We start from the raw sequence: 25,483 nt of genomic DNA, 5'->3' as shown, positions 1-25,483 counted from the left end.
ACCCCGCCTGCGGCACCGGCCCGGCCGGCCGCCGTCGCCACCATCTCCCATTGCGCAGTCCCTGCCGCGATGACCCATGCCCGCTTCCTCGTACAGCGCACAGAAGGAACCCCATGTCCCTGCCTTTTCATGCCCGCTTCCGGGTTCGTCGCACCCTGACCCGCGGCGCAACCCTCGCCGTCGTCGCCGGTCTGCTCGCGTCCTGCGCTTCCCCTGCCGGGACGCAGACCGTGCCCGCTGACGCCACGCCCGTGGACGGCGGGGTCCTCAATGTCTCGATCTCCGCCGAGCCCGGCTGCCTCGACGGCCACGGCATCTCGGCCACGCAGCAGCAGTTCCTGGGCCGGCTGATCTACGACAACGTGGTCACGCTCGACGACGACGGCGAGATCGCCCCCTATCTCGCCGAGTCCTGGGACATCTCCGAGGACGGCAGGACGTACACGTTCCACCTCAAAAAGGACGTGACGTTCAGCGACGGGTCGCCGTGGAACGCGACCGTGTTCCAGCAAAACCTCGAGCACATGCGGGATCCTGCCACGAAGTCGCCGCTGGCCGCTGCCTACATCGCGCCCTACGTCGATGGAACGGTGATCGACGACTACACCTTCGAAGCGCACCTCGAGTACGCCTACACCCCCTTCCTCTACACGCTCGCGCAGTCCTGGCTGGGCATGAACTCGGGCAAGGCCATCACCGAGTCACCGGAAACCCTGTGCCAGAACCCGGTGGGATCCGGGCCCTACGTCCTCGAGGCCTACCAGCCGGGACAGAGCATCAGCTACGCCAAGCGGGAGGGATACGGCTGGGCTCCCGACTGGCTCGGCGGGACCGGCGAGGCCCATCTGGACGGCGTCGAGGTCACCGTGGTCGCAGAGCCCGTGATCCGCTACCAGTCCCTCGTGTCAGGCCAGTACGGGCTGACGGAGAACCTCGCGCCGCAGAACGCGGCCGCGGTGCAGGCGGACCCGGCGTTCACCTACGAGAACCTGCCGCGCACCGGCAGTCCGTACGTGCTCGGCTTCAACCTGAACCGGGAGCCCTTCAGCGACCCGGCCGTCCGGGAAGCCTTCGCCGCCGCCGTGGACACCGGGGCGGTCACGGAAAGCCTCGGCTTCGGCACCTACACCCCTATCGACTCGTACCTTTCGAAGGAGAGCAAGTACTACGACCCCTCGGTGGAAGGCACACTGACCCACGATCCCGAGCGCGCAGACCAACTGCTCGACGACGCCGGCTGGGACTCCCGCGATGCCGAGGGCTTCCGCACGAAGGACGGCGAGCGGCTGACCGTCGAAGTTCCCACAGTGGAAGCCTCGGCTCCCAGTCCCCTCCTCGTCCAGCTGCAGGGTGAGGTCCGGAAGGTAGGGATCGAGCTGGAGATCATCCAGCTTCCCCAGGCACAGCTCACGGAACTGAGGTACGCCGGAGACTACGACGCCCTGGCGGGGGTGTGGCACACCAACACCACGGACGTCCTGTTCATCCGGTACCACTCCTCGGAGATCACCGGCGAGCGCATCGGCCAGAATTCCTCCTACGTGAACGACCCGGAACTGGATGAGATCCTGCTGCGGGCTCGCGGCGCGGCCGATGGCCCTGACGCAGCGGAGGCCTACTCGCAGGCACAGCACCGGCTCACCGATCTGGTGCCGGGGCTGCCCCTCTACGAGAATCCGAGCCAGTTCGCCTACTCGAACTCGGTGCAGGGCGTAGCGACGGACACGTCCCACCCCGTTCCCGTCCTCACCTACGCCTGGCTTGCGCAGTGACGGGAACCCTGGCCCCGGAGAGCATCGGAAAGGTCCGCCGGCCCGGTGCGGTGGCCCGCCGCATCGCGCTCCGCCTCGTCGTGGGAGTCGGCGTGCTGTGGGGAGCCGCAACCCTCACCTTCCTGGCGGTGTACCTCATCCCGGGAGACACGGCGCTCCTGATCCTGGGCGGACCCGATGCCCGACCCACCCCGGAGGCGATCGACCGCGTGCGGCAGGACTACCTGCTCGACGAGCCCCTGGCCATCCAGTACCTCCACTACCTGGGCGGGTTGCTGCAGGGCGACCTCGGCCAGTCCTACCGGCTGCGCATCCCCGTCACCGAGGCCATCGGGCAACAGATCGGTTCGACGGCGCAGCTCGCCGGTGCAGCCGCGCTTCTCGCGCTGCCGCTCACGTTCGCCGTCGCCCTTGCGTCCGCGCAGCGGCGCCCGTGGATCCGCTCGCTGGTATCCGGTGTGGAGGTGGTGTGCGCAGCGACCCCCACTTTCGTGATCGGCTTCGCCCTGCTGATGGTGTTCTCGTTCAGCCTGCACTGGTTCCCGATCGGCGGCAACCAGGGGCCGGCGTCGCTCGTGCTGCCCGCACTGACGCTCGCACTCGCGGTGTTCGGCCCGCTCTCCCAGGTACTCCGCAACGAGCTCGACGACGTGCTGGAGCAGGCCTTCGTCCTCACCGCCAGGGCGCGTGGAATGCGCGACGCCCAGGTCCGCGTGCTCCACGCGCTCCGGCACGCCGTGATCCCCGTCCTGACCATGTCCGGGTTCCTCATCGCCGCCCTCCTCGGCGGTTCGGTGATCGTGGAGACCCTCTTCAGCAGGCAGGGTGTCGGAAGTCTTGCGCTCGCCTCCGTGTATGAAAAGGACCTGCCGGTGATCATCGGCGTCGTCCTGCTGTCAGCAGCCGTGTACGTGGTGGTCAACCTCGCAGTCGACCTCCTCTACACGCTCATCGATCCAAGGGTGGTAACCGCATGAGCATCGACCTTCGACCGGGCACGGTCCCGGTAGTCCAGATCCCCCCGGAGATTCCGGCTGCCGCCACCCGGAACCGGGTACGCTCTTCCCGGAGACGGCGGCGCTTCCGGCCCGGCCTCATCCTCGCCGTCGGATTTCTTGCCTGGCTCGCCCTCGCCGTCGCGGCCCCGAACGTCCTGGCTTCCACCGATCCATATTCCGTGAACCCTGCCGAGAGCTTCCGCCCGCCAAGCGCCGCGCACTGGTTCGGGACCGACGAGTCCGGGGCCGATGTCTACAGCAGGATCGTTCATGGAGCCCGGACCTCCCTGTATATCGGAGTCGGCGCCACGGCGATCGGGCTTGTCGGCGGGACGCTCCTCGGACTCTTCGCGGGCCTGAGCAAACCCTTCGTCGAGGCTTCGGTGATGCGCTTCCTCGACGTCACCCTCGCGGTGCCGGAGATCATCCTCGCGCTGGTGGTCATCGGCATCATCGGCGGGGGTACCGAGAACGCCATCCTGGCGATCGGCGCGGGCAGCATCGCCTATTACGCGCGCATCACCCGGACCCAGGCGCACCTGGTGCGGCGGGCGGCCTACGTGGAGGCGGCGGGCGTGCTGGGTTTCCCTCGCTGGCATGTCCTGCTGCACCACGTGCTGCCCAATGTCGTGAAACCGGTGCTCGTCCTGGCCACGATCGGGGTGGGGTCCGCCATCGGCGCGGGTGCCTCGCTCAGTTTCCTGGGCCTCGGCACTCCCCCACCCGCACCGGAATGGGGAGCCATGCTCTCCATCGGACGGAACTTCATCTCCAACGCGCCATGGCTCATCACGCTGCCGGCCGCGTTCCTCGTCGGGACCGTCCTTGCGATCACCGTCGTCGGGCGTGAACTGCGCCGCCGTTCCGAAGGAAGGACAACCTCATGACCAGCACACCCATCGTCGAGGTGAAGAACCTCAGCGTTTCCTTCGGTCCGCGACGCGCCCCGCGCACCGTCCTCCGGGACGTTTCCCTCGCCGTCCATGCCGGCGAATGCCTCGCCCTGGTCGGCGAGTCGGGCTCGGGGAAATCAGTGACGGCACGCACGCTCGTCGGGTTGACCGGGCCGCAGTCGCACCTCAGCGCCGAAGCCGTCTCCTTCCGCGGGGAGGACACCCGTGGCTGGGGCGAGCGCGAGTGGAAGTCGGTGCGCGGCCGGCACATCGGCTTCGTCCTTCAGGACGCCCTGTCCTCACTGGACTCACTGCGCCGGATCGGCGACGAGGTGGGCGAAGCGCTGAAACTCCACACCGACCTCGGAAAGGCCGCCCGGCAGGCGCGCGTCCTCGAACTGCTCACAGAGGTGGGTGTGCCGGAACCGGGGCTGAGGGCCCTGCAGTACTCGCATCAGTTGTCCGGCGGCCTCCGGCAGCGGGCGCTGATCGCCTCGGCAATCGCCGCGGGCCCGGGATTCCTCATCGCGGACGAACCGACGACGGCGCTTGACGCCACGGTGGCTGCGCAGGTGATGCGCCTGCTGAATCGGCTGAAGACCGGCTCCATGGGCATGCTCGTGGTGAGCCACGACCTGTCCGTCGTGGCGGGCCTCGCGGACCGGATCGCGGTGATGCGGGACGGCGAGATCGTCGAACAGGGCCCCACCCAGCAGGTGCTGCAGGATCCCCAGCACCCCTACACCCTCGAGCTCCTGGCTTCGATTCCTTCGGCCACCTCACGCGGGTCGCGGCTCGGCGGGAACCGGGTCGTCGTGCAGGGGCGCCCCGATGCACCCGTGGCCGTTCCTCGACCCGCCCCTCCAGCCGGCAACCAGTCCGTTCCATCCGCCGGCAGCCAGTCCGTTCCATCCGCCGGCAGCCGGTCCACACCCCGCGCCGCCGGGCAGGTGGGCGGTAATCGGCACAGCACCATCCTGTCGGTGAAGGACATCACCAAGACCTTTCCCGGTCCGGACCGCGTGAACCGCACGGTCGTGGATCGGGTGTCGTTCTCGCTCGAGCGCGGCACCACATTGGGCATCGTCGGTGAATCCGGCTCCGGAAAGAGCACTGCGGCCCGCATGGTCCTCGGCGTCGAGAAACCCGATTCGGGCAGCGTGCTCCTGCACGGCGCAACGTGGGAGGACCTGGGACGGTCCGGGAACCGCACCGCGCGCCGGTCCGTGCAGATGATCTACCAGGATCCCCTCAGTTCCTTCGACCCGCGGCACACCGTCGGCCGGATCATCGGCGAAGCACTCCTGGCCGCGGGTGTCCCCCGTGCCGCCCGTGCGGAACGAATCAGCGAGCTTCTCGGCCTGGTCCGACTGGGGGCCGACGAGCACGAGCGCCGGCCCATCGAGCTCTCGGGCGGCCAACGCCAGCGCGTCGCCATCGCCCGTGCCCTGGCCGCCGAGCCCGAAGTCCTGATCTGCGACGAGCCGGTTTCCGCCCTGGATGTGTCGGTGCAGGCGCAGATCCTCGACCTCCTTGCCGACCTGCAGCAGGAGTTCTCGCTGAGTTACCTGTTCATCTCCCACGACCTCGGCGTCATCCACCACATCGCCGACACCGTACTGGTGATGAAGAACGGCGCGGTGGTGGAATCCGGTCCCATCGACCGCGTCTTCCTGCAGCCCGACCAGGCGTACACGCGGGAGTTATTGAGCGCCATCCCGCAGCTTCCCTCCCCTCCACTTCCTTCCGTCAAGGAGCAGATCCACTCATGACCAAGAAAATCGCCTTCAACCTTTTCGAAATGAACTGCGTGGGCCACATCTCGCACGGTTTGTGGGTCCATCCGGAGAACAACCGTCACCGCTTCAACGACCTCGACTTCTGGGTCGAGGAAGCCAAGCTCCTCGAGGCCGGGCTCTTCGACACCGTGTTCCTCGCCGACGTCGTCGGAACCTACGACGGCTACCGCGCCGGACCGGAGACAGCACTCCGCGAAGCCGTGCAGATTCCGAGCAACGACCCCCTGCTGGTCATCCCCGCGATGGCGGCAGCCACGAAGCATCTCGGTTTCGCTGCGACCTTCTCCACCACCTATGAGCCGCCCTTCGCCTTCGCACGCCGCGCCTCGACGCTGGACCACCTCACGAAGGGGCGCTTCGGCTGGAACATCGTGACCTCCTACCTGCCCAACGCGGCACGGAATTTCGGGCTGCCCGACGAAGTGGAACATGACCGCCGCTACGAGATAGCCGACGAATACCTCGATGTCCTCTACAAGCTGTGGGAGGGATCGTGGGATGACGACGCCGTGGTGCAGGACCGCGAACGCCGCGTCTACACCGACCCCACGAAGGTCCGGTACATCAACCACCAGGGGCCCCATTTCTCGGTGGCCGGACCGCACCTGGCCCAGCCGTCCCTCCAGCGCACCCCGGTCCTCTTCCAGGCCGGCAGTTCGGTGGCGGGCAAAGCCTTCGCGGCAAAACACGCCGAGGCGGTCTTCGTGGGCGGCACCGACCTTGCGGCGTACCGCGACAACGTGGCCGACCTTCGGCGCCTCGCCCAGGCGAACGGCCGTGCCGGGAACCACATCAAGACCTTCGCGAGTGCCGTCGTCATCGTAGGGAAAACCTCCAAGGACGCGCAGCGGAAGGCGGAGGAGTTCGAGAAACTCTCCAGCGCGGAGGGCTACCTCGCGCATCTGGGCGGAGGCGGCATCGACCTCGCGGCATACCATCCGAGCGAGCTCGTCGAGGATATCCTTGCGCGCGAGAACCGACCCGGCAGGGACCGGCAGCCCAGCAACCGCCGCCTGCCGGCCGGCACCACGGTGGGTGAGGCGCTGGGGCGGGTGACGCGGTTCGACCGCGGGCCGTTCTTCGCGGTCGGCACGGCGGTCGAAGTGGTCAACGAGATTGAGCGGTGGGTTCGTGAGACCGACCTCGACGGATTCAACCTGCGGCAGTTCCTCACCCCCGGTACGGCCGAGGACTTCGTGGAACACGTGGTGCCCGAACTCCAGCGCCGCGGGCTGTACCGCACCTCCTATGAGGAGGGAACCCTGCGCGAGCGGTTCTTCGGCGCCGGTAATGCTCGGCTCTTCGACTCCCACCCGGGCGCCCGCTACCGCGGAGGAGCGAACCTCGATTCGCCGGCCCTCGCTTCGGTTTCGGTCTAGGAGAGCCTCGATGACAGCAACAGCAACCGCTGCAACACGTCCGACCGACCAGGACCTGCTTGCCCGCTTCGGCCCGCTCTTCGATCACATCGCCGCAGGCTCGACACTGCGTGAGGTGCAGCGGGAACTTCCCTCCGCCGAGGTCGAGTCCCTGAAGACGGCAGGATTCGGAGCGCTGCGAATACCGCAGGACCGTGGCGGACTCGGCGCCTCCCTCCCCCAGCTCTTCCTGCTCCTGACGAACCTCGCCGCTGCCGACTCGAACCTCGCCCAGCTCTGGCGGGGGCACTTCGCCTTCGTGGAAGGGCTCCTTCTCGACGACGGCGGTCCTCGTGCCGAGCGCTGGTTTCCCGTCATTGCCGGCGGCGCCATGATCGGCAACGCCTCGAGTGAGCTGACCGGGGCATCGCTCACGGACATCAGCACCACCATCTCGGCCGTGGACGGCGACCTGCTCCTGGAGGGGACGAAGTACTACAGCACCGGCAGCCTCTACGCGGACTGGATTGCCGGCAGCGCGGTTTCCGGTGGCCAACGGGTCTCCTATGCCGTCGCTGCCGGCGCACCCGGCGTGGAGTGCCTCGACGACTGGAACGGGTTCGGCCAGAGACTGACGGGCAGTGGCACCACGGTGTTCCGGAGCGTCCGGGTGGATCCCGCCGACGTCAGGCCCTTCGACAGGAGCCAGCCGAGTCACGTGCACGCCTTCTTCCAGCTGGTCCTGGTGGCCGCACTCGCAGGCATAGCACGGGCCGCAACGGACGACGTCGTCGCCTTCGTTGCGCCGCGCACCCGCACGTACGCGAATGCGACGTCGTCCGTGCCCGCCGGGGATCCGCAGGTGCAGCAGGTGATCGGTGAAGTCTCAAGCCTCGCCTTCTCCGCTGAGGCCTCGGTCAGCGCTGCGGCACGCGCGCTCGGGAAGGCATTCGGCGTCCTCACCGAGGCGTCCGGTGCTGGTATGAGACGCGACGCCGTCGATGAAGCGGAGCTGGCTGTCTACCAGGCGCAGGTGACCGTCATCGACCAGGTACTCAGCGCGACGTCCCGGCTGTTCGAGGTGGGCGGGGCGTCGGCGGTGTCCATCGAGCGCGGCCTCGACCGGCACTGGCGCAATGCCCGCACCATCGCCTCCCACAATCCCGCCATCTACAAGGCTCGGGCGGTGGGCGGGTGGGAATTGACCGGGGAGCTCGACCGCTTCCATCCCTGAAACCGCAGGCAACCCGTGTCCGCGCGTCATCGGCCCGGCGAGTTATCGCCCGAGCGGTTGCCCTGCATGCCTCGATGCCGGATCCGGAGGACCGAAACCGGAGACCACCGCGAGGCCCCGCCGAACATTGAAGTACACGTCCCGCAGGGTCCAGGTATTGAGCGGGGCTCGCTCCCGCCGCGGCATGGAGAGCCTGCCGATACCAGCGAAAACAGAGATGAGGGTGAGGACGTAGAGCGCGGTGACCATGACAGTGCCTCTCTTCACAGCTCCTGCTGTGTAATGGTTCAATAGAGCTATGACACTGACATTAGAGCGGATTAGATAAGGGGTCAAGTGCATTTTGCCTATGACACAGAGGACGTCCTGGAATTCGGCGTCGCCCTCGCCAACACCGATCCTGCGGCATCCACGTCCGGGGAGGATGAACTCACCACCACGCAGCATCTCGCCGCGTTGATAGCCGAGCACCGTTTCTCCGGACGCATCGACGGCGATGATCAGGAACTGGCCGACATGACACGCGCCCGTCTTGAGTTCCGCCGCATCTGGGCGCTGGACCGCGACAGCATGGTGTCCGAGGTCAATGCCCTGCTGGAGAGCGGCGAGGTCCTGCCGCGCCTCGCCCGACACGACGGACTGGACTGGCATCTGCATGCGGCCTCGCCCGACGCACCTCTTGCGACGCGGATCCGGCTCGAGATGGCCCTTGCCCTGGTTGATGTCATCCGTGCGGCGGAGACCGAGCGGTTGCGCGTCTGCGACGCCGACGACTGCTCCGGGCTGCTTCTTGATCTGTCCCGCAACCGCTCGAAACGCTTCTGCAGCGTGCGGTGCGCCAACCGCGTCAATATGGTGGCCTACCGCAAGCGGCAATCCGCGGACGCTGACGCTGAGTCGCGCCCTGACGCTGATGCGTAACCCGACGGTACGCTGGGCATCCCCCAGCAGCCCGTTACTTCACGTGTAGCGCCGACCGGCAGGATCTCATGGATTTCGGCACCGTTGCCACCGAACTGTATGCACTGCCGCTGGATCAATTCACGGGCGCGCGAAACGACCGCGCCAGGGAGGCCACAGGCACCGGGGACAAGGACCTTGCCGCACTGCTGAAGAAGCTCCCGAAGGCTTCGACGGCGGCGTGGCTGGTCAATCTGCTGGTGACCCATCGGCGCGGTGAGGTGGAACAGGTGCTCGAACTGGGCGGATCGCTCCGCGAGGCGCAGGAGGGCAGCGACCGCGCGCAGCTCCACGCACTGGGCCAGCAGCGGCAGCGCCTGTTGGCCGCAGTGGCCCGGCAGGGTCTCGACGTCGCCGGGGAACTCGGGTACGACGTCGGCCCGGCCGCCCTTGAGGGGGTGGAATCGACCCTGCGGGCGGCGATGACCGACCCCGCCGCGGCAGCCGCGGTCCTCACCGCCCGTCTGGTGCGTCCGCTGGAGGTCTCGGGGTGGGAACCTGTTTCCCTCGACGGAGCAGTAGGCGGCCCCTTCGACGCACCCGGCGACAGTCCGGCCCGTTCGGAAGGGGGTCAGGGGAGGAAGCCCGGCACCGGCCGGTCCACTTCCCCGGAGCAGCTCCGCCTGCTGGAGCAGGCCCGCGTAGACCTCAGCCGGGCCGAGACGGAAGCGGAGCGGGCGGATGATGCAGCCAGGCAGGCGGAGTCCCGCGCCGATCGGGTCGGAGCAAAGCGGGACGGACTCAAGGCGTCGATCGAGGACCTGCAGGAGCGCCTGGCGGCACTGTGCCGCGAGCTCGACGGCTTGGCGGGAGAAACCCGGGAAGCCGAACTCCGGCGCCGCGAGTCCGCCGAGCGGGCCGAGGAAGCACACGCCGCCGTCGAGGCAGCCAGAGCGAAGGTGGCTGATGCGGGCTGACCTGCGGGCTGACCTGCCGGCTGACCTGCCGGAGAATGATCATGGGGCCGGCGTGCGATCGGCCAGCCCCTGGGCTACCTAAAGGCCGTTCATCGGCCCTTCGCCGTGCAGTTTGTCCGCACCGGGACCCGTCACAGTGACCCGGCAGCGCACCACAAGCATCTCTTCCGCGTCTTCGGAGGTCGAGGGAAAAGCAGGCCGATGTGAGACAGCGAAGCTTTCGGACCCCGCGTCGACGTCGACGCCCTTGAAGGCGGCCTCCTCGGTGACGGAGCGGAGGGACTCTGCCTTCAACTGATCCAGGTAGCCGGGCTGGTGCTGATGACCAGGCTTGCCGAAGGCCCATCCGAGCAGCGTTCCTTGACTGTCCATAGTTCAGAATATTAGTGCCACCCCGTTGGCGTACGCCGTCCGCGGACCTCCCCCAAATCTCCCAGCCGCCGGAACCATCGAGCCGCAATAGAAGCACTTCTGAAACTCCTGCCCCAAACCACGCCGTAGGCTGTTGAACAGTGCCGGCCGGCACGCCTGGACAGCATCGCCGAGCTGAGGAGAACCCTTGCCTACTGCCCATTCCGAGCCCCGACAGAGATCCTCCGGCATTTCCGCAGTGATGCGGCCTGTGAATTCGCTCGTGGAACGCTACATTCCCAGCGCACTGGTGTTCGCCGTCGTCCTCAGCCTGGTCGTGGGCATCCTGGCCCTGATCTTCACCGATGCCGGTCCCGTGGACGTGCTGGTCGGGTGGGGTGACGGGCTGGCGGGCTTGCTGGCGTTCATGACGCAGATGGCGCTGATCCTGCTCCTCGGCCACACGCTGGCCAACACCGGACCCGTGCGTAGATTACTGAGGGGGCTTGCCGGGTTGCCCAGGAACCCGACGCAGGCGTACGTCTTCGTGTTCCTGGTTGCGGCCGTGGCCTCGCTCATCACCTGGGGACTCGGCCTGGTGGTCGGTGGGCTGCTCGCACGGGAAGTTGCGGCACAGGGACGGGAGAAGGGCATCCCGCTGCACTTCCCCATGCTCGTGGCCGCAGGATTCTCCGGCTTCGTGGTCTGGCACATGGGCTACTCCGGTTCCGGCCCGCTCACCGCCGCAACCGAAGGCTCCTTCATCGCCGAGCAGCTCGGCCGCACCATCCCCATCACCGAGACCACATTCACCTGGTGGAACATGACTGCGGCCGTTGCCACCATCGTGTTCGTCGGCGTCGCACTCGCACTGGTCGCGCCAAAACGGGGGGACAGGATCGTCGAGCTGCCCGCTGATGCGCACAACAACGACGACGCCGCCATCGACGAGACCGTGCTCACCCCGGCGGACCGCGTGGATGCGAGCCGGATCCTGACCACCGTCGTCGGCCTGGCCCTCGTTGCCTACCTGGTGATCCACTACGTCCAGGGCGGCACCGCCACACTGGACATCGTGAACTGGACGTTCCTGGCATTGATCTTCCTGCTGGTCCGCAGCCCGTTCGAACTCATCGGCCTGACCAAGAACGCAGCCTCCAACGTCGGTGAGATCCTCCTGCAGTTCCCGCTCTACGCCGGCATCATGGGCATCATGACGACGACGGGGTTGATCGCCGTCTTCTCCGACTTCCTGGTGAACATCGCCACTCCCGGCACCTTCGGCGTTCTGGCGCTGCTCTCGGCAGGACTGGTGAACTTCTTCGTCCCCTCGGGCGGCGGGCAGTTCGCGGTTCAGGCACCGATCATGCTCGACGCCGCGAACCGCCTCGGTGTGGACCCCAGTGTTGCGATCATGGCCGTTTCCTACGGCGACCAGTGGACGAATATGATCCAGCCGTTCTGGGCCCTGCCCCTGCTGGCCATCGCAGGACTCAAGATGCGGGACATCCTTGGCTATACCATGGTGACCCTCATCGCGTCGGGCATCGTTTTCGCCGGAATCCTGCTGATCGTCGGCGCGGGCTGAGTTCCCGCACAGCAGCCGGAGCCGCTGCAGTTCCATGCGCGGAGGAGTAGTTTTGCTCCATGACGAGCTCCCGGATTCGGACCCGGGCCGGAAAGTGGTCCGCGCATACCGGACCGGTTCTGGCTGCGGCAGGGCTTCTTGCCGGCCTGATGCTGTCCGCGTGCACACCGGTGGGTGACGGTTTCCTGTCGCCGGAGGAGACCCCGGCCGGGACGACGGCTGAAGCCGCACCCCCCGGCGCTGGGTCTCCGCCCGCCCCGGTGCTGACGGCGCCGTCATCGAGCCTGCCGTCGTCGAGCGCGCCGTCGCTGCTGTCGCCCACCGCACCGGCGTCGTCAGCCGTCCAGCAGCCAGCGCTTACCGCGGAGGAACAATCGGACCTCGACCGCCGGCTGATCCTCGCTGCGAAGGCGAACGACCCGGCCCGCGTCGAGGAACTCATCGACGCCGGAGGGAACGTCAACGCCAAGGATGCCCTCCAGGACTCGGCTTTCCTGTATGCCGGGGCGGAAGGATTCAACGAAGTCCTGCAGCTGACCCTGGCCGGCGGAGCTGACGTGAGGAGTACCAACCGCTACGGGGGAACGGCCCTGATCCCGGCGAGCGAACACGGATATGTGGAGACAGTGCGGATCCTGATCGCCGCCGGAACCGACGTGAACCACGTCAACAACCTGGGCTGGACCGCCCTTCAGGAGGCAATCCTCCTCAACGATGGTGGCCCGAACCAGCTGGAGGTGGTGCGTCAGCTGCTGGATGCCGGAGCAGATCCAGGCATCCAGGACGCCGAAGGCAACACAGCACTGCAGAACGCCGAGCGCCTGGGCTTCACCACCATTGCCGACCTTCTCCGGCCCTTTAGTTAAGACATGTGAATATCCGTAAGCTGTGGGAATGACAGAAACGAATGTCGGCGGTTCGGGTGCCGGCAAGTTGCACCATCTCATCCTCGAGTCCGACAATATCCATCTCTTCCTCGAGGCGTTCGCCGTGCATACGTCCAAGATCCTTGAGCCTGCGGTCACCGTGATGTGCGGAATAACCCTGAAGCAGCGCAACCGGGCCACCACGGTCGCGAGCAGCAGCATGGAAGCGAAGGAGCTCGACGAGGTCCAGTACGGGTTCGGCGACGGCCCCTGCCTCGATGCCGTGAGAACGGGCAATATCAACGTCGTCCAGGACACGCGCACCGACCCCCGGTGGCGCGAATACCTCGGTGCCATCAGCGACCGCGGGTACTACTCAGCCCTCGGTGTGCCGCTGATGAGGGACGACGACGGCGGTGCGGCAGTGAACCTGTACGCGATGGAGCCCGGGGCCTTTCCATCCGAGGTCGTCGAGCAGGTGAAGGAGTATGCCGCGGAAGCGTCGAGTGCCTTGCAACTCGCACTGCAGATGTCGAAGTACCAGGATGCGGCAGCAAACCTGAAAGCGGCGATGGAATCGCGGACGAACATCGACATCGCCGTCGGGATAATCATCGCGCAGAACCGGTGCACGCAGATCGAGGCCATCGAGATACTCCGGAAGGCGTCCAGCCACCGGAACGTGAAGCTCCGCGTCGTCGCCGAAGGCATCGTCCGGGCTGCCACCAGCGCAGCCGTCGAGACGCACTTCGGCGACTGACCGAAGCGCGAGCAGCGGTTGGGATCCGACGCGGTTCTCGGGCAAGGGCTCCAGGACTAGGAGATCTGCAGCCCACCGTTGATGTCGTAGGTGGCCGCCGTGATGAAGCCGGCGTCCTCGCCCATCAGGAACACCATCAGGGCGGCGATGTCACGCACTGTGCCTACCCGGCCCACCAGGATGTCCTGCGACATCGCCTCTTTCCGGTCGTCGCTGAGCGCGCCGCCCATGATGTCCGTATCCACCGGGCCGGGTGCGACACAGTTCACCGTGATGCCGTGCTCTCCCATCTCGCGGGCGAGGGCCCGGGTGAAGCCGATGATCCCAGCCTTCGACGCGCTGTAGGCAACCTTGGAATAGGTGCCGCCACCGCGCTGTGCGGAGATGGAGGAGATGCTGACCACGCGGCCGAGTTTGCGGTCGATCATGCCGGATAGCACTCGCTGGGTCACCAGGAAGGTGCCGGTCATGTTGATGGCGAAGACTCGTTCCCACCCTTCCTTGGTCTCATCCATGAATTCCACGGGCGAGCTGATGCCGGCGATGTTGGCCAGCGCTACCACGGGGGGCAGCGATTCCTCCACGCTGGTGATGGCGGAATCCACCGACTCCTGGTCGGAGACGTCGGCATGGACGCCGAGGGCCCGTACGCCGTGCCTGCCGGCGATTTCCTGGGCTGCCTTTGCAGCCGCGTCCCCGTCGATGTCCAGGATGGCGATGCTCCACCCCTGGGCAGCGAGGAGGTCCGCGGTGGCTCGTCCGATGCCTCGGGCTGAGGCGGCGCCGGTAAGTACCGCGGTGCGTTCGGTGGGGAATGCTGGAAGTTCGGTCATGTTATCCATCTCCTGGAGGGTTTTGATCTTGCCTGCTGATGTAGTGCTCGAAATCTTCGTAGGTCTGGTTGATATGCGCGTCCATGGCTCGGCGCGCGGCTTCCGGGCTCCCTGAAGCGATGGCGTCCAGAATCAGGCCGTGATGCTTGATCGCGTGGCGCTGCACCTCGGGGAATGCAGATGTTTCCCGCCGCATCACGTAGAGGAGCTGTGCCAACTGGCCCAGCAGAACAGGGACGAACGGGTTGGCCGATGCGCGGAACACAGCGTCATGGAACGCGAGGTCGGCGATCGTCACTGCGTCGAGGTCCTGCGCGGCATGGGCAGCTTCCAGGTCCCGGTTCGCCAATTCCATCTGCTGCAGGTCGGCGGGGGTCGCATGCCGGGCAGCGAGTTCAGCGGCGCCGGTCTCGACCATCCGCCGCACCTCGAGTAGACGCAGCGCAGCCTGGTTCGAGGCGATGCCGCGCGACGCCGCTTTCAGGATCGCTTCCAGGCCGGTCCACTGATCCGGCGGGTTCACGAAGGTGCCGAGGCCTCGCCGTACGTACACGATGTTCTGGGCCTGGAGGGTCTTCAGTGCTTCCCGGACGGTCAACCGGCTGACATCGGACGCCTGCGCCAGCTGTGCCTCCGGGGGCAATGGTTCATGCGGTGCGATCTCGGCCCCCAGGATGCGCTCGAAGAGGTCCTCGACAACCGACTCAACCAATGATTTCCGGCCCACGACCATCCTCTCCCCGTGGGGCACGCTTTCCAGGAGCCAGCACCCGGATCACCGCTGAGTCATCGGCCAGGCCGAGACCTTGTGCCTGGCCCAGCAGGAACAGCTGCTCTGCGGCTGCCGCGACCGGCGCGGCGAGCCCCATGGAACGGGCCGCATCCCCGACGATTCCCAGGTCCTTGACGAAGATATCGAGCCTGCTCAGGACCTCCGCGCCGTCGGCCGTGTAGGCCTCGAGGATGCGCGGACCCCGGTTGGACAGCATGAAGGAGCCTGCAGCACCCGATTCCAGGGCCGCGAGGGCTTTCTCCTGGTCCAGGCCCAGCGCATCGGCCAGGGCCAGCGCTTCGGCAGCGGCCGCGATGTGCACGCCGCACAGCAGCTGGTTGACTGTTTTCAACGCCTGTCCGTCTCCGGGCTTGTCGCCGACCACCGTGAGCGTGGAGGCGAGGTGATCGAGGACGGGCAGTACTCTGGCGAGCACTGCAGGCTCCGCACCCACCACGATGAGCAGGTCACCGTCCCCGGCACGCTTCGGTCCGCCGGACAGCGGCGCATCCACCAGGTCCACCCCGGATCCGGCCAGTTGTTCGACGACGTCCGGGATGGCCTCGCGCCCCACTGTGCTGGTCACGATGACGACGGCGCCCGGTTCCAGGACCGCGGCGACTCCGTCGTCGTCGAACAGGGACGCCCGCAACTGTTCGGCGTTCCGGACGGCGAGGAGGACGGCGTCGGCCCCGGCGGCCGCACTGCGGGCCGACGGATGGGCGGTGACACCGGCGTCCGAGGCGAGTTGCCGCCGTCCGGCCTTGATGTCGTAGCCGGAAACAGTGAACCTGCCCGCGAGCCGTCCCGCGATGGGCAGTCCCATCGCACCGAGTCCGAGGACCGCGACGGTGTAGTTGCTGCTCTCCTTCGAGCCGTGCATATGGAGCGTCCTTTTCTCGTGGCAAATTACGACTGGAAGGCGGAGCTGAGTTTCCGGACGACGTCCACCAGGGAGTCGTCGTCACCCACGTTGCCCGCGAAGACCACGTAGGGAATGCCCTGCGCTGGCCCGTCGACCGGTTCCCACAGCGAAACGATGCCGGGGAGCATGGGGCCGCGCACCACGGCATGCCGGATGGCGAGACCGTGCGCGGCGACGTCGGAGGAGGTGATGCCGCCCTTGGCGATCACGAATCGCGGCGGTGCCGCAGCGAGCGTCCGGCGGACGACCGCCACCACCGCGGCTGAGACCACCCTGGCGATCCGCAGGCTCTCGGCGGGGTCGTCCGATTTCACGAGCAGCCTGCTGGTGTGCAGGACGACATCCCCGGCACCGAGGGCCGCGACGACGTCGGCGACGGTCTTCTCGAGGTGGGCTTCGGCGAGCGCGGAATCCAGCAGGTCCTCCACCGCCAGCTCTACCGTCGTGGCGTTCGGATGCCGGCCCGTCAGTGCCGCGAGCTGCCGCGTGGTGACGCCCACATGGGAACCCACGACCACGAGCCCCCCGGCCCGGGACGCCGGGCTACCGGCGGGGAACACGTCCTCCGCGGTGAGTGCTTCCCGCTCGCGTTGCCCGATCCTCGCGCGGACGAAGGGCGGCCCCACGCGGTACAGCAGCTTCTTCCCGCGGCTCTCGGACTCCGCCAGGCCGAGGGCCAGGGCGCGGAGGTCGTTCTCGGTCACGATATCGGCCACGATCGGCACGGAGTCCACGGCGTCCGCGAGTGCGTCCGCGATCCCGGCCGCCCCGCCGCGGACGATACCGAGATCGAGCACGATGACGTCGGCCGCGGGAATGCGTCCGGCCGATTTTTCCTCGACATAGCGGGCGAGCTCGGAATGGGAGTAGCCGAACGTGGCATCGGCCGCGAATTCGGTCTCCGCCACGGGGGTCACGCCGCCCGTTCCATTCCTCATGTAGTGGATCCCCCCGATGGTGATCCGCCCCGCATCCGGGAAAGCCGGCACGATGACGACGCCGTCCGTGCCCTCCCCCAGAACTTCCTGCAGCGTCGCGGCGATCACATCCGGCTCCAGGGGATAGTGCCCGCGGAGCGTGGAATCGCTGCGGCTCACGAAGCCGAGGCTGATCCCGGCCTCCTGCGCTGCGGCAAGGGCGTTGGTCACGGCTTCCCGGTTGCGCGCTGCAGCCTCGTCCGGTCCGAGACTGCGGGTATTGGTGAGGACGTAGACCGCCGGGGCTGAGGCACCCGCGATGCGGAAGCTGAAGGCCCATGCGAAGTCCGCCGCTTCCCAGCGGGTGAGGACGGGCAGGTCCGCCACGGACTGCGTGCCGGTGGGGTCGTCGTCGAGCACCACGAGGATGCGGCGCGATGCTGCCACCGATGCCGCGACCATTGCCGGATCGACGGCGGTTCCGGCGAGGAAGCCCGCCAATAGTTCCGATTCCACTTCCAAAGGTTGCCTCTTTGCTCAAAACACTTGTCAGATGTCTTATACCCGGTGTTAGTGTTTCAGCCAGCGCTAAACCCGTCAATGCTGACGGCGCTTGGAATGTCCGCGCAACGCCGCCCGGGCATCGGTTCCTTCCTCAAGGAGTAAATCACCGTGGATGTACAACTTTTACTGGCGCTGGCTCTGGGGATCGTGACCATTGTCGTGCTGGTGCTCCGCACCCGGCTGGACGCCTTCGTGGCGTTGCTGATCGCCGCTCTGGTGACCGGGATCGTCGCCGGCCAGGCGCCCCTCGAGATCGTCACCGCCATCACCACAGGTTTCGGCAACACCCTCGCCTCGATCGGAATCGTCATCGGTCTCGGTGTTGGCATCGGCAAGATCCTCGAGGTATCAGGGGCCGCCAACTCGCTGGCACTGGCCTTCCTCCGGATCTTCGGCAAGGGCCGCGAGCCGTGGGCGATGGGAAGTGTCGGGGCACTGGTCTCCATACCGGTCTTCTGCGACTCCGGCTACGTGATCATGAACCCGCTGGCGCGCTCCATCGCCCGGGTGAAACGCGCAGGCTACGTCACCCTGGCCCTTGCACTCGGCTGCGGCATGACCCTGACGCACCATATGGTCCCTCCCACTCCCGGTCCACTCGCTGTCGCCGGCATCCTCGGAGCCGACCTCGGGGCTCTCATCCTCGGCGGCCTGATCTTCACGATCCTCCTCCTCCCGATCGTCATCTTCTACGCCAAGTGGATGGGCCCGAAGCTCGAATCATCGGTTTCGGAAGAAGTCCGGCATGCTGTGTACGGCACGGTCGCCGTGGGCGGGGGCCGGAGCGGAGCAGGCCACCTCGAGAGGGGCCCCGAGGGAAGCGGCTCGCACGAACTCTCCGGCGGTGCTCACACGAGCGACGCCGAGGATTTCACCCCCGACGATCCCGCCGTCGACCTCGGAACGCCTCCCGCCGGCGCGAAACCCCACCACGTCGGTGCCCTCCTCGGCTCACTTCCCCTGCTCATCCCGCTTCTGCTCATCGTGGTCAATACCGTTACGGGTGCCATCGACCAGAACGCGCAGGGCGTGCTCGGCGGTGAATACGAGCCGTCCGCCTGGGTGGTTCCCTTCGCGTTCGTCGGCAACCCCGTCGTCGCCCTGATCATCGGCGTCCTGCTCGCCGTCTACCTGCTCCTGCCACGCTGGACCCCCCGCACCAAGGTGCAGGGCTGGTTCGCCGAAGCCGCGGCGTCCGCAGGGCTCATCCTCCTCATCACGGGCGCAGGCGGCGCGCTGGGCCAGGTACTCCGCAGTTCGGGCGTCGGTGACGCCCTGGCCGAAGCGATCGCTGCCACTCCCCTCCCGGCGTTCCTCGTGCCGTTCCTGATCGCCACACTGGTCCGTATTGCCCAGGGCTCAGGTACCGTCGCAATGATCACCGCGGCGTCCGTCACTGCCCCACTGGTCACGACGCTGGGAATCGACCCGCTTGTCGCCGCCCTGGCCTGCACGGCCGGATCCATGGTGTTCAGCTACTTCAACGATTCCTATTTCTGGGTGGTCACCCGCTTCACGGGCCTCGAGGGGACTGCGGCGCTTCGCGGCTGGTCGGGCATCACGACGGCGGTGTGGGCAGGTTCCATCCCGCTGCTGTTCATCGCGAACTTCGTCCTCGGCTGACCGGACGGCGTCCGATCGAAGCCGATGTTTCCGCCCCCGGGCGGGAAGGGCCGGGGCGGTGGCGGCAACGGGCAGCGGCCGGAATAACGAACCGGTCACGCCGGTTGCCGCCACCATGACCCAAAACATCGATGAACTCCGCGAAGTGTCTCCGACCATCGACCTCAAGGACCTCGGCACCGTCCACCGCCTGGGCTTCGGTGCCATGCGGATCGTGGGCGACGGCGTCTGGGGCGAGCCCGCCAGCCGCGGCACCGCCGTCGACGTCGTCCGCCGTGCCGTCGAACTCGGCGTCGACTTCATCGACACCGCCGACTCCTATGGACCGAACATCAGCGAAGAGATCATTGCCGAGGCGCTGCATCCCTACCCCGACGGCGTGCGCATCGCGACCAAGGTGGGTTTTACCCGCACCGGCCCGAACCAGTGGATTCCCGTCGGCAGGCCGGAATACCTGCGCCAGCAGACGGAGCTGAGCCTTCGGAAGCTGAAGGTCGACTCGCTGGACCTGCTGCAGCTGCACCGCATCGACCCCAAGGTCGACGCCGACGAGCAGTTCGCAGTGCTCCGCGACCTCCAGCAGGAGGGCAAGGTGAAGGCGCTCGGCCTCTCGGAGGTCAGCGTCGACCAGCTCAAGGCCGCGGGGAAATTCTTCACGGTCTCCACCGTCCAGAACCGCTACAACCTGACCGACCGCACCTCCGAGGAAGTCCTCGACTACGCGACCGAGCAGGGCATCGGGTTCATCCCCTGGGCCCCTATCTCGGCGGGCGAGCTCGCCCGGCCGGGCGGTCCACTCGCCGAGGCGGCCGAACGGCTGAACGCAAGCACCTCACAGGTGGCGCTCGCATGGTTGCTGCGCCGCTCTCCTGTGATGATGCCGATTCCCGGAACGGGCTCGATCGCCCACCTCGAGGACAACATGGGCGCGGGAGGCGTCAGCCTCGACGACGCCACGTACGCGGAGCTCGAGAACGCGCGCTAGGATCCTTCCGGAAAGGCCCGCTCCGGCGACAGGCGGGCCTTTTTCGTGCCCTTGGCCCTTACGCATCTCCCGGTCACCGCCCTAGACTTGACCCACCCAGCGACGAGGAGACCGCCATGGACGCCAGCAGTTCCACCGGCTTTCCGGCAGTGCCGATCGTCGTGACGGAAGTGGGTCCCCTGGAGGCGGACCCGGCCGTCCAGCTTCTTCCCACGCTACCCATGGGGCCAGGTCCGGGAGTACCGGCCAGTGCCGTCATTCCCTTCTCCGAAGAGCACGAGTCCTCCTATTTCGAGAAGAATCTGATCGCGCTGCGGCCGGGTGACTCCCTGCCCGAAACAACCGTCATCGGCGTTGCCGAACCGCTGCCCCCCTGCGGTTGGGACAGCGTTCCCGGTGGTATCGAGGGCAGCGGCGACTGATCCCCTCGTCCTTTTGCGCATCACTCCGGAATAGGTGCCTGCCTCGGCACGTTCTAGCCCCGAAATGGTTTTCCCGCTATCGGCGCGCTCTTCGGAACGCGCCCGAGAAGGAGCACATCCCTATGGCCAACATCCTGATGGTTGTTTCATCCGCCGATTCGCTCACCATGAAGGACGGCAGCTCGCACCCCACTGGCTACTGGGCCGAGGAACTCGTCGTCGCGCACCGGATCCTTCGCGACGCCGGGCACACGGTCCAGCTCAGCTCACCAGGGGGCGTGAAGCCTACGGTCGACCAGGTGAGCCTCGATCCGCAGCAGGCCGGCGGCCAGGAAAAGGCAGCAGACTTCCGCGCGTACCTCGAGGAGATCGATGACGAGCTTTCCGCGCCGCGGATCCTCGCCCACATCGATCCCGCAGCCTATGACGCCGTCGTGATGCCCGGCGGCCACGGTCCCATGGCCGATCTGTACGCGAACAGGGACCTCGGCCGCGTCCTGATCGCCGCCAACAACGAGGGCAAGATCATCGCCCCGTTCTGCCACGGCCCGGCAGGGCTGTTGAGCGCGGTGGACGACGGCGGGACCTTCGCCTTCGCAGGCCGCCGGCTCACGGTGTTCACCAACGAGGAAGAGCTTTCCGGCGGAACCGGCGAGAACACGCCGTGGTTCGTGGAGACAGCGCTCCGCGAGAAGGGCGCCGTGGTCGAAACGGGGGCCGCCTGGGAGAGCGTCGTCGTGCGCGATGAGAACCTCATCACCGGCCAGAACCCGCAGTCGAGCGAAGACGTCGCAAAGGAAGTTCTCGCGGCACTCGCCGAGTAGCCCCCGTACGCGGAGGACATCGGGCGGCCGGGCCGTGGCCGCCCGACGCCGCTACCGGCTGCCGTGGCACACCTCCCGGCACCCGCCTGGGCCGCCGCGGCAAGACTGTTCGGCTACCGCCAGCCCGCAGCGGGTGCCACCAAGGTCACAAGGTTTTCAAGCAGCTCCGCGTTGTACTCGACACCCAACTGGTTGGGTACCGTCACCAGCACGGTGTCGGCCTCCTGTACCGCGGCGTCCGCTGCAAGCTGTGCAGCGATGACGTCGGGTTCGCCAATGTAGCTCTTGCCGAAACGGGACCTCACGCCCTCCAGGTTGCCTACCTGGTCCTTGCCGTCCCGTTGCGACCGCAGCCCGAAATAGTGGCGGTCGGCATCGCTGACGATCGGCAGGACGCTCCGGCTGACCGAGACCCTCGGTGTGCCCTGGTGCCCGGCGTCGGCCCAGGCTTTCCTGAAGATTCCGATCTGCTCTGCCTGCAGCTCGTCGAACGGTACCCCGGTGTCCTCGGTCAGCAGGGTCGAACTCATCAGGTTCATGCCCTGCTCCCCCGCCCACCGGGCCGTCGCCCGTGTCCCCGAACCCCACCAGATGCGCTCTCCCAACCCGGGCGACTGCGGCTCGATCGCCAGGCGACCCGAGTGCCCGGCCATCCGCGGATCGGCATCGACCATTCCCGAGCCCGCGATGGCCGCGCGGAAGATGGCCGCCTTCTGCCGGGCGTCGTCGGCGTCGCTCCTGCCCTCCCCTGGCACATACCCGAAGGCCTCGTAACCGTTGAGTGCGGGTTCGGGTGAGCCGCGGCTGATGCCGAGCTGCAGCCTGCCGCCGCTGATGAGGTCGGTGACTGCCGCCTCCTCTGCCATGTACAGGGGGTTCTCGTAGCGCAGATCGATGACGCCGGTGCCCAGCTCGATGGTGCTCGTTCGAGCTGCCATCGCGGCGAGCAGCGGGAAGGGCGAGGCCAGTTGCGGGGCGAAGTGGTGCACCCTCACATAGGCACCGTCCACACCGAGTTCCTGTGCCGCTACCGCGAGCTCCACGGTCTGCAGGAGGGCGTCACCGGCAGTGCGCACGAAGGACCCCGGGACGTCCTGGTAGTGGCCGAACGATAGAAAACCAATGCGCTTCATGCCCGTCCCAGCGTTTCGGTGCAGGAGGATATTCCCTCGGGCCGGTGCCTTATAGCTCCCGGCCTTTCGGGTGCGGCATCCCGCCCATGATTCAGGAACACCAGCCGCGTGTTGCAGGCAACACGCGGCCTATGGGACCACGCCTTCTCGAAAGGTGGGTAGAACCCGACGCCTATCTGCTGTCTGCGTCCGGGGTGCGCTCAGTGGGGGCTGATTCCCCGGGCGGTACGCCGGCCGCGCCAGGCCGTTCCTCACGGAGGAAGAAGGCGCCGAGCGATCCTGCAAGGGTCGCGAAGACCGCCACCGAGTACACGGCAAGCACCACCTGCAGGATGCGAGCGAACGCACTCGTAGGCGTGAGCCCGCTGCCAGTGATCGTGGCCATCGCGGACTCGAACAGGGAATCGGCATACGTCTCGTGGGAGCCCGTGGCATACAGCAGTTGGCTCGAGGCAAGGATGACGACGGCGGTCACCGCGATCAGCCAGCCGATGCGGCTCGAGAGCAGCCGTCCCGCCGACCGCGAACCGCGGACCCCCGCGGACACGATGCCGCCGAAGCGGGCAAACCGCGCCAGGCGCACGAAGCGAAGCGCCTGCAACGCCCGGAAGAACCGGAGGAAGGGGACAAGCAGGAAGATGACCTGCCACCAGTTCTTTTTCCAGAACTGTTTCCGGAACCCTGCGATATAGGCACGCAGGAGGAACTCCCCGACGAAAACCGCCCAGAAAAGCCACCCGGCAATGGCGAAGGCCAGCGCCATGCGGGATTCCGTCGCCAGAAGCTGGCCGAGCACCACGAAAAGGAAGATGACGCCGAGGATCCCCATGGGCTTGTCGAGGCGGCGGGCCAGCAGCTCAGCAGTGCCCAGCCGCTCGGCCGTGCTGGCCGTCCTGATAGCGCCGACCCTGGGTTCGGTCATTCCTCATGCCTCTCGGGCCGGTTGAAGACGCCCTCGAGCGCGGAACCGCTTCCATACTTACTCGTGGGAATGACGCTCAGGGTGCCATTCGTCTCCAGGACCACTGCGGCGACGTCGGACAGATCTCCGGATCCGGTGCTGCGCACCGCCTGACGCACCTCCGACGCAGACAGCCTGTTCCGGCGTAACTGGTCATGTTGAAGCTCTCCATCGCACACCAGAGCCACAGGCTTCGCCGTCACGAAGGAGCGCCCCCCGGGCCAGCGAGCCGAGATCCACGCCACCAGGAACTGCAGTGCAGCCAGCAGTGCAAGCGCTGCCAATCCCTCGACCCAAGCCACGTCGGAGCTCAGGAGAATGGTGGCCAGGGTCGAGCCGAGGGCGACCGTCACGATGAAGTCGAACGCGTTGAGCTGGCTGAGGGTCCGCTTTCCGGAGGCGCGCAGCACCAGGACCAGGGTGATGTAGGAGGCAGAGCCGACGAGGAGGACGCGCAGAACCTCCGGCCACGAGTCGAACCACATAGCGTGTTCCTTCCTGGATCAGGGAACCGGACGGAGGGAGCGGCAGTCCCGGGAGAGTTCCCCTCGACCCCTCGACAGTATCCTTTGAGGATGCACGCGACCACCTGCCGCTTCCCAGCCCGCCCGACCCGTTCCGGGGCACAGCGATGAAGCGGGCAGTCGACATCGGCCTGCTCAAGGATTCGCTGCGCACCCAGCTGTGGCCAGTGCCGCTGCTCGCCGTCGTGCTGGCAGTCACTCTCGGACAGTACCTGCCGTTCCTGGACGGGCTCATCGACCAGGACCTTCCGCCCACCGTCTCAGGTCTTCTATTCGGCGGTGGCCCGGAGGCGGCACGCTCCCTGATGGAAACCATCGCCAGTTCGATGATCACTGTCACGTCACTGACCTTCTCCCTGACCGTGGTCACGCTGCAGCTCGCGAGCAGCCAGTTCTCGCCCCGCCTGCTCCGCACCTTCACGCGCGATCGTTTCGTCCACAACACGCTGGCGCTCTTTCTTGCCACGTTCGTCTTCGCCCTGACGGTCCTGCGGAGTATCCGGGTGGAAACCAGTGAAGGCCAGGGCTTCGTCCCTGTGATCTCCGTCACGGTGGCCTTCCTCCTGACTCTCGGCAGCGTCGTCGGCCTCGTGCTTTTCCTGGCCCACCTGGCCCGCCAGATCCGTGTCGAAACCATGCTGCGCGACGTCCATCGCGAAGCCGACAGCGCCCTTCAGCGCATCTTCCCCGACGACGGCGTCCCCACCCGTTCCCCCAGTGAACGCGGACCGGAGTACGCGCTCATCGAGAGTGCTCAATCCGGGTTCCTCCTGCGGATCGACCCGGACGCCGCCGTCACGACGGCAGAAGACACGGGCACGGTCATCGTCGTCGACGCCATGCCCGGCGCATCCCTGGTCAAGGCCACCCCATTCGCCAGGGCCTGGTCGATCGACGGAGGCCCTATCGACTCCGATCGGCGGGAGAGGATCAAGAAGGGCCTGAATGCCGCAATGTCCACGGGCTTCGAGCGCACCTCCACCCAGGATGCCGGCTTCGGACTCCAACAGCTGCTCGACGTCGCAAGCCGTGCTCTGTCTCCTGGCATCAACGATCCGACCACCGCCGTCCACGCACTGAGCCATGTCGCCAGTGTGCTGTGCGGTCTCGCCGACCGGAAGACCGGCCCCAAGAGCCTGCAGGACGACGACGGCGCGGACCGCGTGACACTGCAGTACCCCTCCTTCCCCCATCTCCTCAACCTCGCGATGGAGCAGATGCTCACCTACGGCATGGAGGACCCCCGGGTCGCCCTGCGCATCGTGCAACTACTGCGCCAGGTCGCCTGGGTTCAGAGCTCCGGGGAGGTCCGGTCCGCGGTGTCCGAGCAACTACGCAGAACCCGGGCGGTGGCGGCCGAAAACAGCTTCGCCCCCTCCGTCAAGGAAACGCTCGATACCGAATTCGAGGCTGTCGAAGCGGCTCTTCGATCAGCGTGGCCTGTGGGCGGGGCCGCGTCTTCGGGCACCGGCGTTACGGAATCGTAAGGGCCGCGGTCGGCAGG

General features: G+C 67.0%; 25 protein-coding genes. 16 read left to right on the top strand and 9 right to left on the bottom strand.

The features are described 5' to 3' along the window. Positions 1-113: 113 nt before the first annotated feature. The 6 genes from IWX75_RS07675 to IWX75_RS07650 are packed head-to-tail and all read left to right on the top strand — an operon-like array spanning position 114 to position 8,054. Complete coding sequence (locus IWX75_RS07675) at positions 114-1,772, top strand: ABC transporter substrate-binding protein (protein WP_196821646.1); 1,659 nt, start codon at positions 114-116, stop codon at positions 1,770-1,772. Then, positions 1,769-2,749 carry an ABC transporter permease gene (locus tag IWX75_RS07670; protein ID WP_196821645.1) on the top strand — a complete coding sequence of 327 codons (981 nt, stop codon included), beginning with the start codon at positions 1,769-1,771 and terminating at the stop codon, positions 2,747-2,749. The genes IWX75_RS07675 and IWX75_RS07670 overlap by 4 nt, the downstream gene beginning before the upstream one ends. Beyond that, positions 2,746-3,657 carry an ABC transporter permease gene (locus tag IWX75_RS07665; RefSeq protein ID WP_196821644.1) on the top strand — a complete coding sequence of 304 codons (912 nt, stop codon included), beginning with the start codon at positions 2,746-2,748 and terminating at the stop codon, positions 3,655-3,657. The genes IWX75_RS07670 and IWX75_RS07665 overlap by 4 nt, the downstream gene beginning before the upstream one ends. Further along, the gene (locus IWX75_RS07660; protein WP_196821643.1) at positions 3,654-5,435 is read left to right on the top strand and encodes a dipeptide ABC transporter ATP-binding protein; all 1,782 of its coding nucleotides are present in this window, start codon (positions 3,654-3,656) and stop codon (positions 5,433-5,435) included. Before IWX75_RS07665 ends, IWX75_RS07660 begins: the two co-directional genes overlap by 4 nt. Next, a complete protein-coding gene (locus IWX75_RS07655) occupies positions 5,432-6,841 on the top strand; it encodes an LLM class flavin-dependent oxidoreductase (RefSeq protein ID WP_196821642.1) in 1,410 nt (469 codons plus the stop codon). Before IWX75_RS07660 ends, IWX75_RS07655 begins: the two co-directional genes overlap by 4 nt. 10 nt (positions 6,842-6,851) lie before the next feature. Beyond that, complete coding sequence (locus IWX75_RS07650) at positions 6,852-8,054, top strand: acyl-CoA dehydrogenase (RefSeq protein ID WP_196821641.1); 1,203 nt, start codon at positions 6,852-6,854, stop codon at positions 8,052-8,054. Between the two features lie 42 nt (positions 8,055-8,096). Here the strand turns inward: IWX75_RS07650 and IWX75_RS07645 are convergent, their stop codons facing one another. Then, complete coding sequence (locus tag IWX75_RS07645; RefSeq protein ID WP_196821640.1) at positions 8,097-8,321, bottom strand: hypothetical protein; 225 nt, start codon at positions 8,319-8,321, stop codon at positions 8,097-8,099. A gap of 69 nt (positions 8,322-8,390) precedes the next feature. On the opposite strand from IWX75_RS07645, the gene IWX75_RS07640 reads away from it, so the two are divergent. Together IWX75_RS07640 and IWX75_RS07635 are read left to right on the top strand one after the other, a co-directional pair. Further along, positions 8,391-8,975 (top strand): CGNR zinc finger domain-containing protein, encoded by a 585-nt coding sequence (locus IWX75_RS07640; RefSeq protein ID WP_196821639.1) that lies wholly within the window; start codon positions 8,391-8,393, stop codon positions 8,973-8,975. A gap of 68 nt (positions 8,976-9,043) precedes the next feature. Next, positions 9,044-9,931 carry a transposase gene (locus IWX75_RS07635; RefSeq protein ID WP_196821638.1) on the top strand — a complete coding sequence of 296 codons (888 nt, stop codon included), beginning with the start codon at positions 9,044-9,046 and terminating at the stop codon, positions 9,929-9,931. Between the two features lie 78 nt (positions 9,932-10,009). Here IWX75_RS07635 and IWX75_RS07630 read toward each other — a convergent pair whose 3' ends face one another. Then, positions 10,010-10,303 (bottom strand): hypothetical protein, encoded by a 294-nt coding sequence (locus IWX75_RS07630; protein ID WP_196821637.1) that lies wholly within the window; start codon positions 10,301-10,303, stop codon positions 10,010-10,012. 241 nt (positions 10,304-10,544) lie between these two features. Here IWX75_RS07630 and IWX75_RS07625 point away from each other — a divergent pair, with 241 nt between their 5' ends. From IWX75_RS07625 to IWX75_RS07615, 3 genes are read left to right on the top strand one after another with little or no spacing between them, the layout of a single operon-like run. After that, positions 10,545-11,870, top strand: a complete 1,326-nt coding sequence (locus tag IWX75_RS07625) for a short-chain fatty acid transporter (RefSeq protein WP_196821803.1) — start codon at positions 10,545-10,547, stop codon at positions 11,868-11,870. Positions 11,871-11,929: 59 nt separating this feature from the next. Beyond that, the gene (locus IWX75_RS07620) at positions 11,930-12,736 is read left to right on the top strand and encodes an ankyrin repeat domain-containing protein (protein WP_334684175.1); all 807 of its coding nucleotides are present in this window, start codon (positions 11,930-11,932) and stop codon (positions 12,734-12,736) included. A 28-nt stretch (positions 12,737-12,764) separates the two neighbouring features. Continuing rightward, positions 12,765-13,496 (top strand): GAF and ANTAR domain-containing protein, encoded by a 732-nt coding sequence (locus IWX75_RS07615; RefSeq protein ID WP_196821636.1) that lies wholly within the window; start codon positions 12,765-12,767, stop codon positions 13,494-13,496. A gap of 56 nt (positions 13,497-13,552) precedes the next feature. Here IWX75_RS07615 and IWX75_RS07610 read toward each other — a convergent pair whose 3' ends face one another. From IWX75_RS07610 to IWX75_RS07595, 4 genes are read right to left on the bottom strand one after another with little or no spacing between them, the layout of a single operon-like run. After that, positions 13,553-14,329, bottom strand: a complete 777-nt coding sequence (locus IWX75_RS07610) for an SDR family NAD(P)-dependent oxidoreductase (protein ID WP_196821635.1) — start codon at positions 14,327-14,329, stop codon at positions 13,553-13,555. Position 14,330: 1 nt separating this feature from the next. After that, complete coding sequence (locus tag IWX75_RS07605; RefSeq protein ID WP_334684174.1) at positions 14,331-15,062, bottom strand: FadR/GntR family transcriptional regulator; 732 nt, start codon at positions 15,060-15,062, stop codon at positions 14,331-14,333. After that, positions 15,034-15,984, bottom strand: coding sequence for an NAD(P)-dependent oxidoreductase (locus tag IWX75_RS07600; protein WP_196821633.1), 951 nt, complete (start codon positions 15,982-15,984; stop codon positions 15,034-15,036). Before IWX75_RS07600 ends, IWX75_RS07605 begins: the two co-directional genes overlap by 29 nt. A 26-nt stretch (positions 15,985-16,010) precedes the next feature. Next, the gene (locus tag IWX75_RS07595; RefSeq protein ID WP_196821632.1) at positions 16,011-17,465 is read right to left on the bottom strand and encodes a four-carbon acid sugar kinase family protein; all 1,455 of its coding nucleotides are present in this window, start codon (positions 17,463-17,465) and stop codon (positions 16,011-16,013) included. A gap of 150 nt (positions 17,466-17,615) precedes the next feature. Between IWX75_RS07595 and IWX75_RS07590 the strand changes: the two genes are divergently transcribed. The 4 genes from IWX75_RS07590 (at position 17,616) to IWX75_RS07575 (ending at position 21,361) form a co-directional block, all read left to right on the top strand. Further along, complete coding sequence (locus IWX75_RS07590) at positions 17,616-19,130, top strand: GntP family permease (RefSeq protein ID WP_196821631.1); 1,515 nt, start codon at positions 17,616-17,618, stop codon at positions 19,128-19,130. A 115-nt stretch (positions 19,131-19,245) separates the two neighbouring features. Continuing rightward, positions 19,246-20,115 carry an aldo/keto reductase gene (locus IWX75_RS07585; RefSeq protein WP_196821630.1) on the top strand — a complete coding sequence of 290 codons (870 nt, stop codon included), beginning with the start codon at positions 19,246-19,248 and terminating at the stop codon, positions 20,113-20,115. 116 nt (positions 20,116-20,231) lie between these two features. Beyond that, on the top strand, positions 20,232-20,537 hold the full coding sequence (locus IWX75_RS07580; RefSeq protein ID WP_196821629.1) for a hypothetical protein: 306 nt from the start codon (positions 20,232-20,234) through the stop codon (positions 20,535-20,537). Positions 20,538-20,659: 122 nt separating this feature from the next. After that, on the top strand, positions 20,660-21,361 hold the full coding sequence (locus IWX75_RS07575) for a type 1 glutamine amidotransferase domain-containing protein (protein WP_196821628.1): 702 nt from the start codon (positions 20,660-20,662) through the stop codon (positions 21,359-21,361). A 113-nt stretch (positions 21,362-21,474) separates the two neighbouring features. Here the strand turns inward: IWX75_RS07575 and IWX75_RS07570 are convergent, their stop codons facing one another. The 3 genes from IWX75_RS07570 to IWX75_RS07560 form a co-directional block, all read right to left on the bottom strand. Beyond that, entirely contained in the window at positions 21,475-22,494 is a 1,020-nt protein-coding gene (locus tag IWX75_RS07570) for an LLM class flavin-dependent oxidoreductase (RefSeq protein ID WP_196821627.1), read from the bottom strand. Between the two features lie 172 nt (positions 22,495-22,666). Beyond that, positions 22,667-23,416, bottom strand: coding sequence for a hypothetical protein (locus IWX75_RS07565; RefSeq protein WP_196821626.1), 750 nt, complete (start codon positions 23,414-23,416; stop codon positions 22,667-22,669). Beyond that, a complete protein-coding gene (locus tag IWX75_RS07560; protein WP_196821625.1) occupies positions 23,413-23,940 on the bottom strand; it encodes a DUF421 domain-containing protein in 528 nt (175 codons plus the stop codon). Before IWX75_RS07560 ends, IWX75_RS07565 begins: the two co-directional genes overlap by 4 nt. A 146-nt stretch (positions 23,941-24,086) precedes the next feature. Between IWX75_RS07560 and IWX75_RS07555 the strand changes: the two genes are divergently transcribed. Beyond that, a complete protein-coding gene (locus IWX75_RS07555; protein WP_196821624.1) occupies positions 24,087-25,466 on the top strand; it encodes a DUF2254 domain-containing protein in 1,380 nt (459 codons plus the stop codon). The last annotated feature ends 17 nt before the right edge of the window (positions 25,467-25,483 follow it).

It is taken from the genome of Arthrobacter sp. CAN_A6 (assembly GCF_015751715.1).
In the GTDB taxonomy this organism is placed as follows: domain Bacteria; phylum Actinomycetota; class Actinomycetes; order Actinomycetales; family Micrococcaceae; genus Arthrobacter_D.
The sequence above is the reverse complement of the archived record's forward strand: the minus strand, read 5'-3'. Positions and strand labels throughout refer to the sequence as shown.

Coding starts and splice junctions, on each gene's coding strand:
- IWX75_RS07675 (WP_196821646.1), top strand. CDS start 114: ATGTCCCTGCCTTTTCATGCCCGCTTCCGGGTTCGTCGCACCCTGACC.
- IWX75_RS07665 (WP_196821644.1), top strand. CDS start 2,746: ATGAGCATCGACCTTCGACCGGGCACGGTCCCGGTAGTCCAGATCCCC.
- IWX75_RS07660 (WP_196821643.1), top strand. CDS start 3,654: ATGACCAGCACACCCATCGTCGAGGTGAAGAACCTCAGCGTTTCCTTC.
- IWX75_RS07655 (WP_196821642.1), top strand. CDS start 5,432: ATGACCAAGAAAATCGCCTTCAACCTTTTCGAAATGAACTGCGTGGGC.
- IWX75_RS07650 (WP_196821641.1), top strand. CDS start 6,852: ATGACAGCAACAGCAACCGCTGCAACACGTCCGACCGACCAGGACCTG.
- IWX75_RS07635 (WP_196821638.1), top strand. CDS start 9,044: ATGGATTTCGGCACCGTTGCCACCGAACTGTATGCACTGCCGCTGGAT.
- IWX75_RS07630 (WP_196821637.1), bottom strand. CDS start 10,303: ATGGACAGTCAAGGAACGCTGCTCGGATGGGCCTTCGGCAAGCCTGGT.
- IWX75_RS07625 (WP_196821803.1), top strand. CDS start 10,545: ATGCGGCCTGTGAATTCGCTCGTGGAACGCTACATTCCCAGCGCACTG.
- IWX75_RS07620 (WP_334684175.1), top strand. CDS start 11,930: ATGACGAGCTCCCGGATTCGGACCCGGGCCGGAAAGTGGTCCGCGCAT.
- IWX75_RS07615 (WP_196821636.1), top strand. CDS start 12,765: ATGACAGAAACGAATGTCGGCGGTTCGGGTGCCGGCAAGTTGCACCAT.
- IWX75_RS07610 (WP_196821635.1), bottom strand. CDS start 14,329: ATGACCGAACTTCCAGCATTCCCCACCGAACGCACCGCGGTACTTACC.
- IWX75_RS07605 (WP_334684174.1), bottom strand. CDS start 15,062: ATGGTCGTGGGCCGGAAATCATTGGTTGAGTCGGTTGTCGAGGACCTC.
- IWX75_RS07600 (WP_196821633.1), bottom strand. CDS start 15,984: ATGCACGGCTCGAAGGAGAGCAGCAACTACACCGTCGCGGTCCTCGGA.
- IWX75_RS07585 (WP_196821630.1), top strand. CDS start 19,246: ATGACCCAAAACATCGATGAACTCCGCGAAGTGTCTCCGACCATCGAC.
- IWX75_RS07580 (WP_196821629.1), top strand. CDS start 20,232: ATGGACGCCAGCAGTTCCACCGGCTTTCCGGCAGTGCCGATCGTCGTG.
- IWX75_RS07575 (WP_196821628.1), top strand. CDS start 20,660: ATGGCCAACATCCTGATGGTTGTTTCATCCGCCGATTCGCTCACCATG.
- IWX75_RS07570 (WP_196821627.1), bottom strand. CDS start 22,494: ATGAAGCGCATTGGTTTTCTATCGTTCGGCCACTACCAGGACGTCCCG.
- IWX75_RS07565 (WP_196821626.1), bottom strand. CDS start 23,416: ATGACCGAACCCAGGGTCGGCGCTATCAGGACGGCCAGCACGGCCGAG.
- IWX75_RS07560 (WP_196821625.1), bottom strand. CDS start 23,940: ATGTGGTTCGACTCGTGGCCGGAGGTTCTGCGCGTCCTCCTCGTCGGC.
- IWX75_RS07555 (WP_196821624.1), top strand. CDS start 24,087: ATGAAGCGGGCAGTCGACATCGGCCTGCTCAAGGATTCGCTGCGCACC.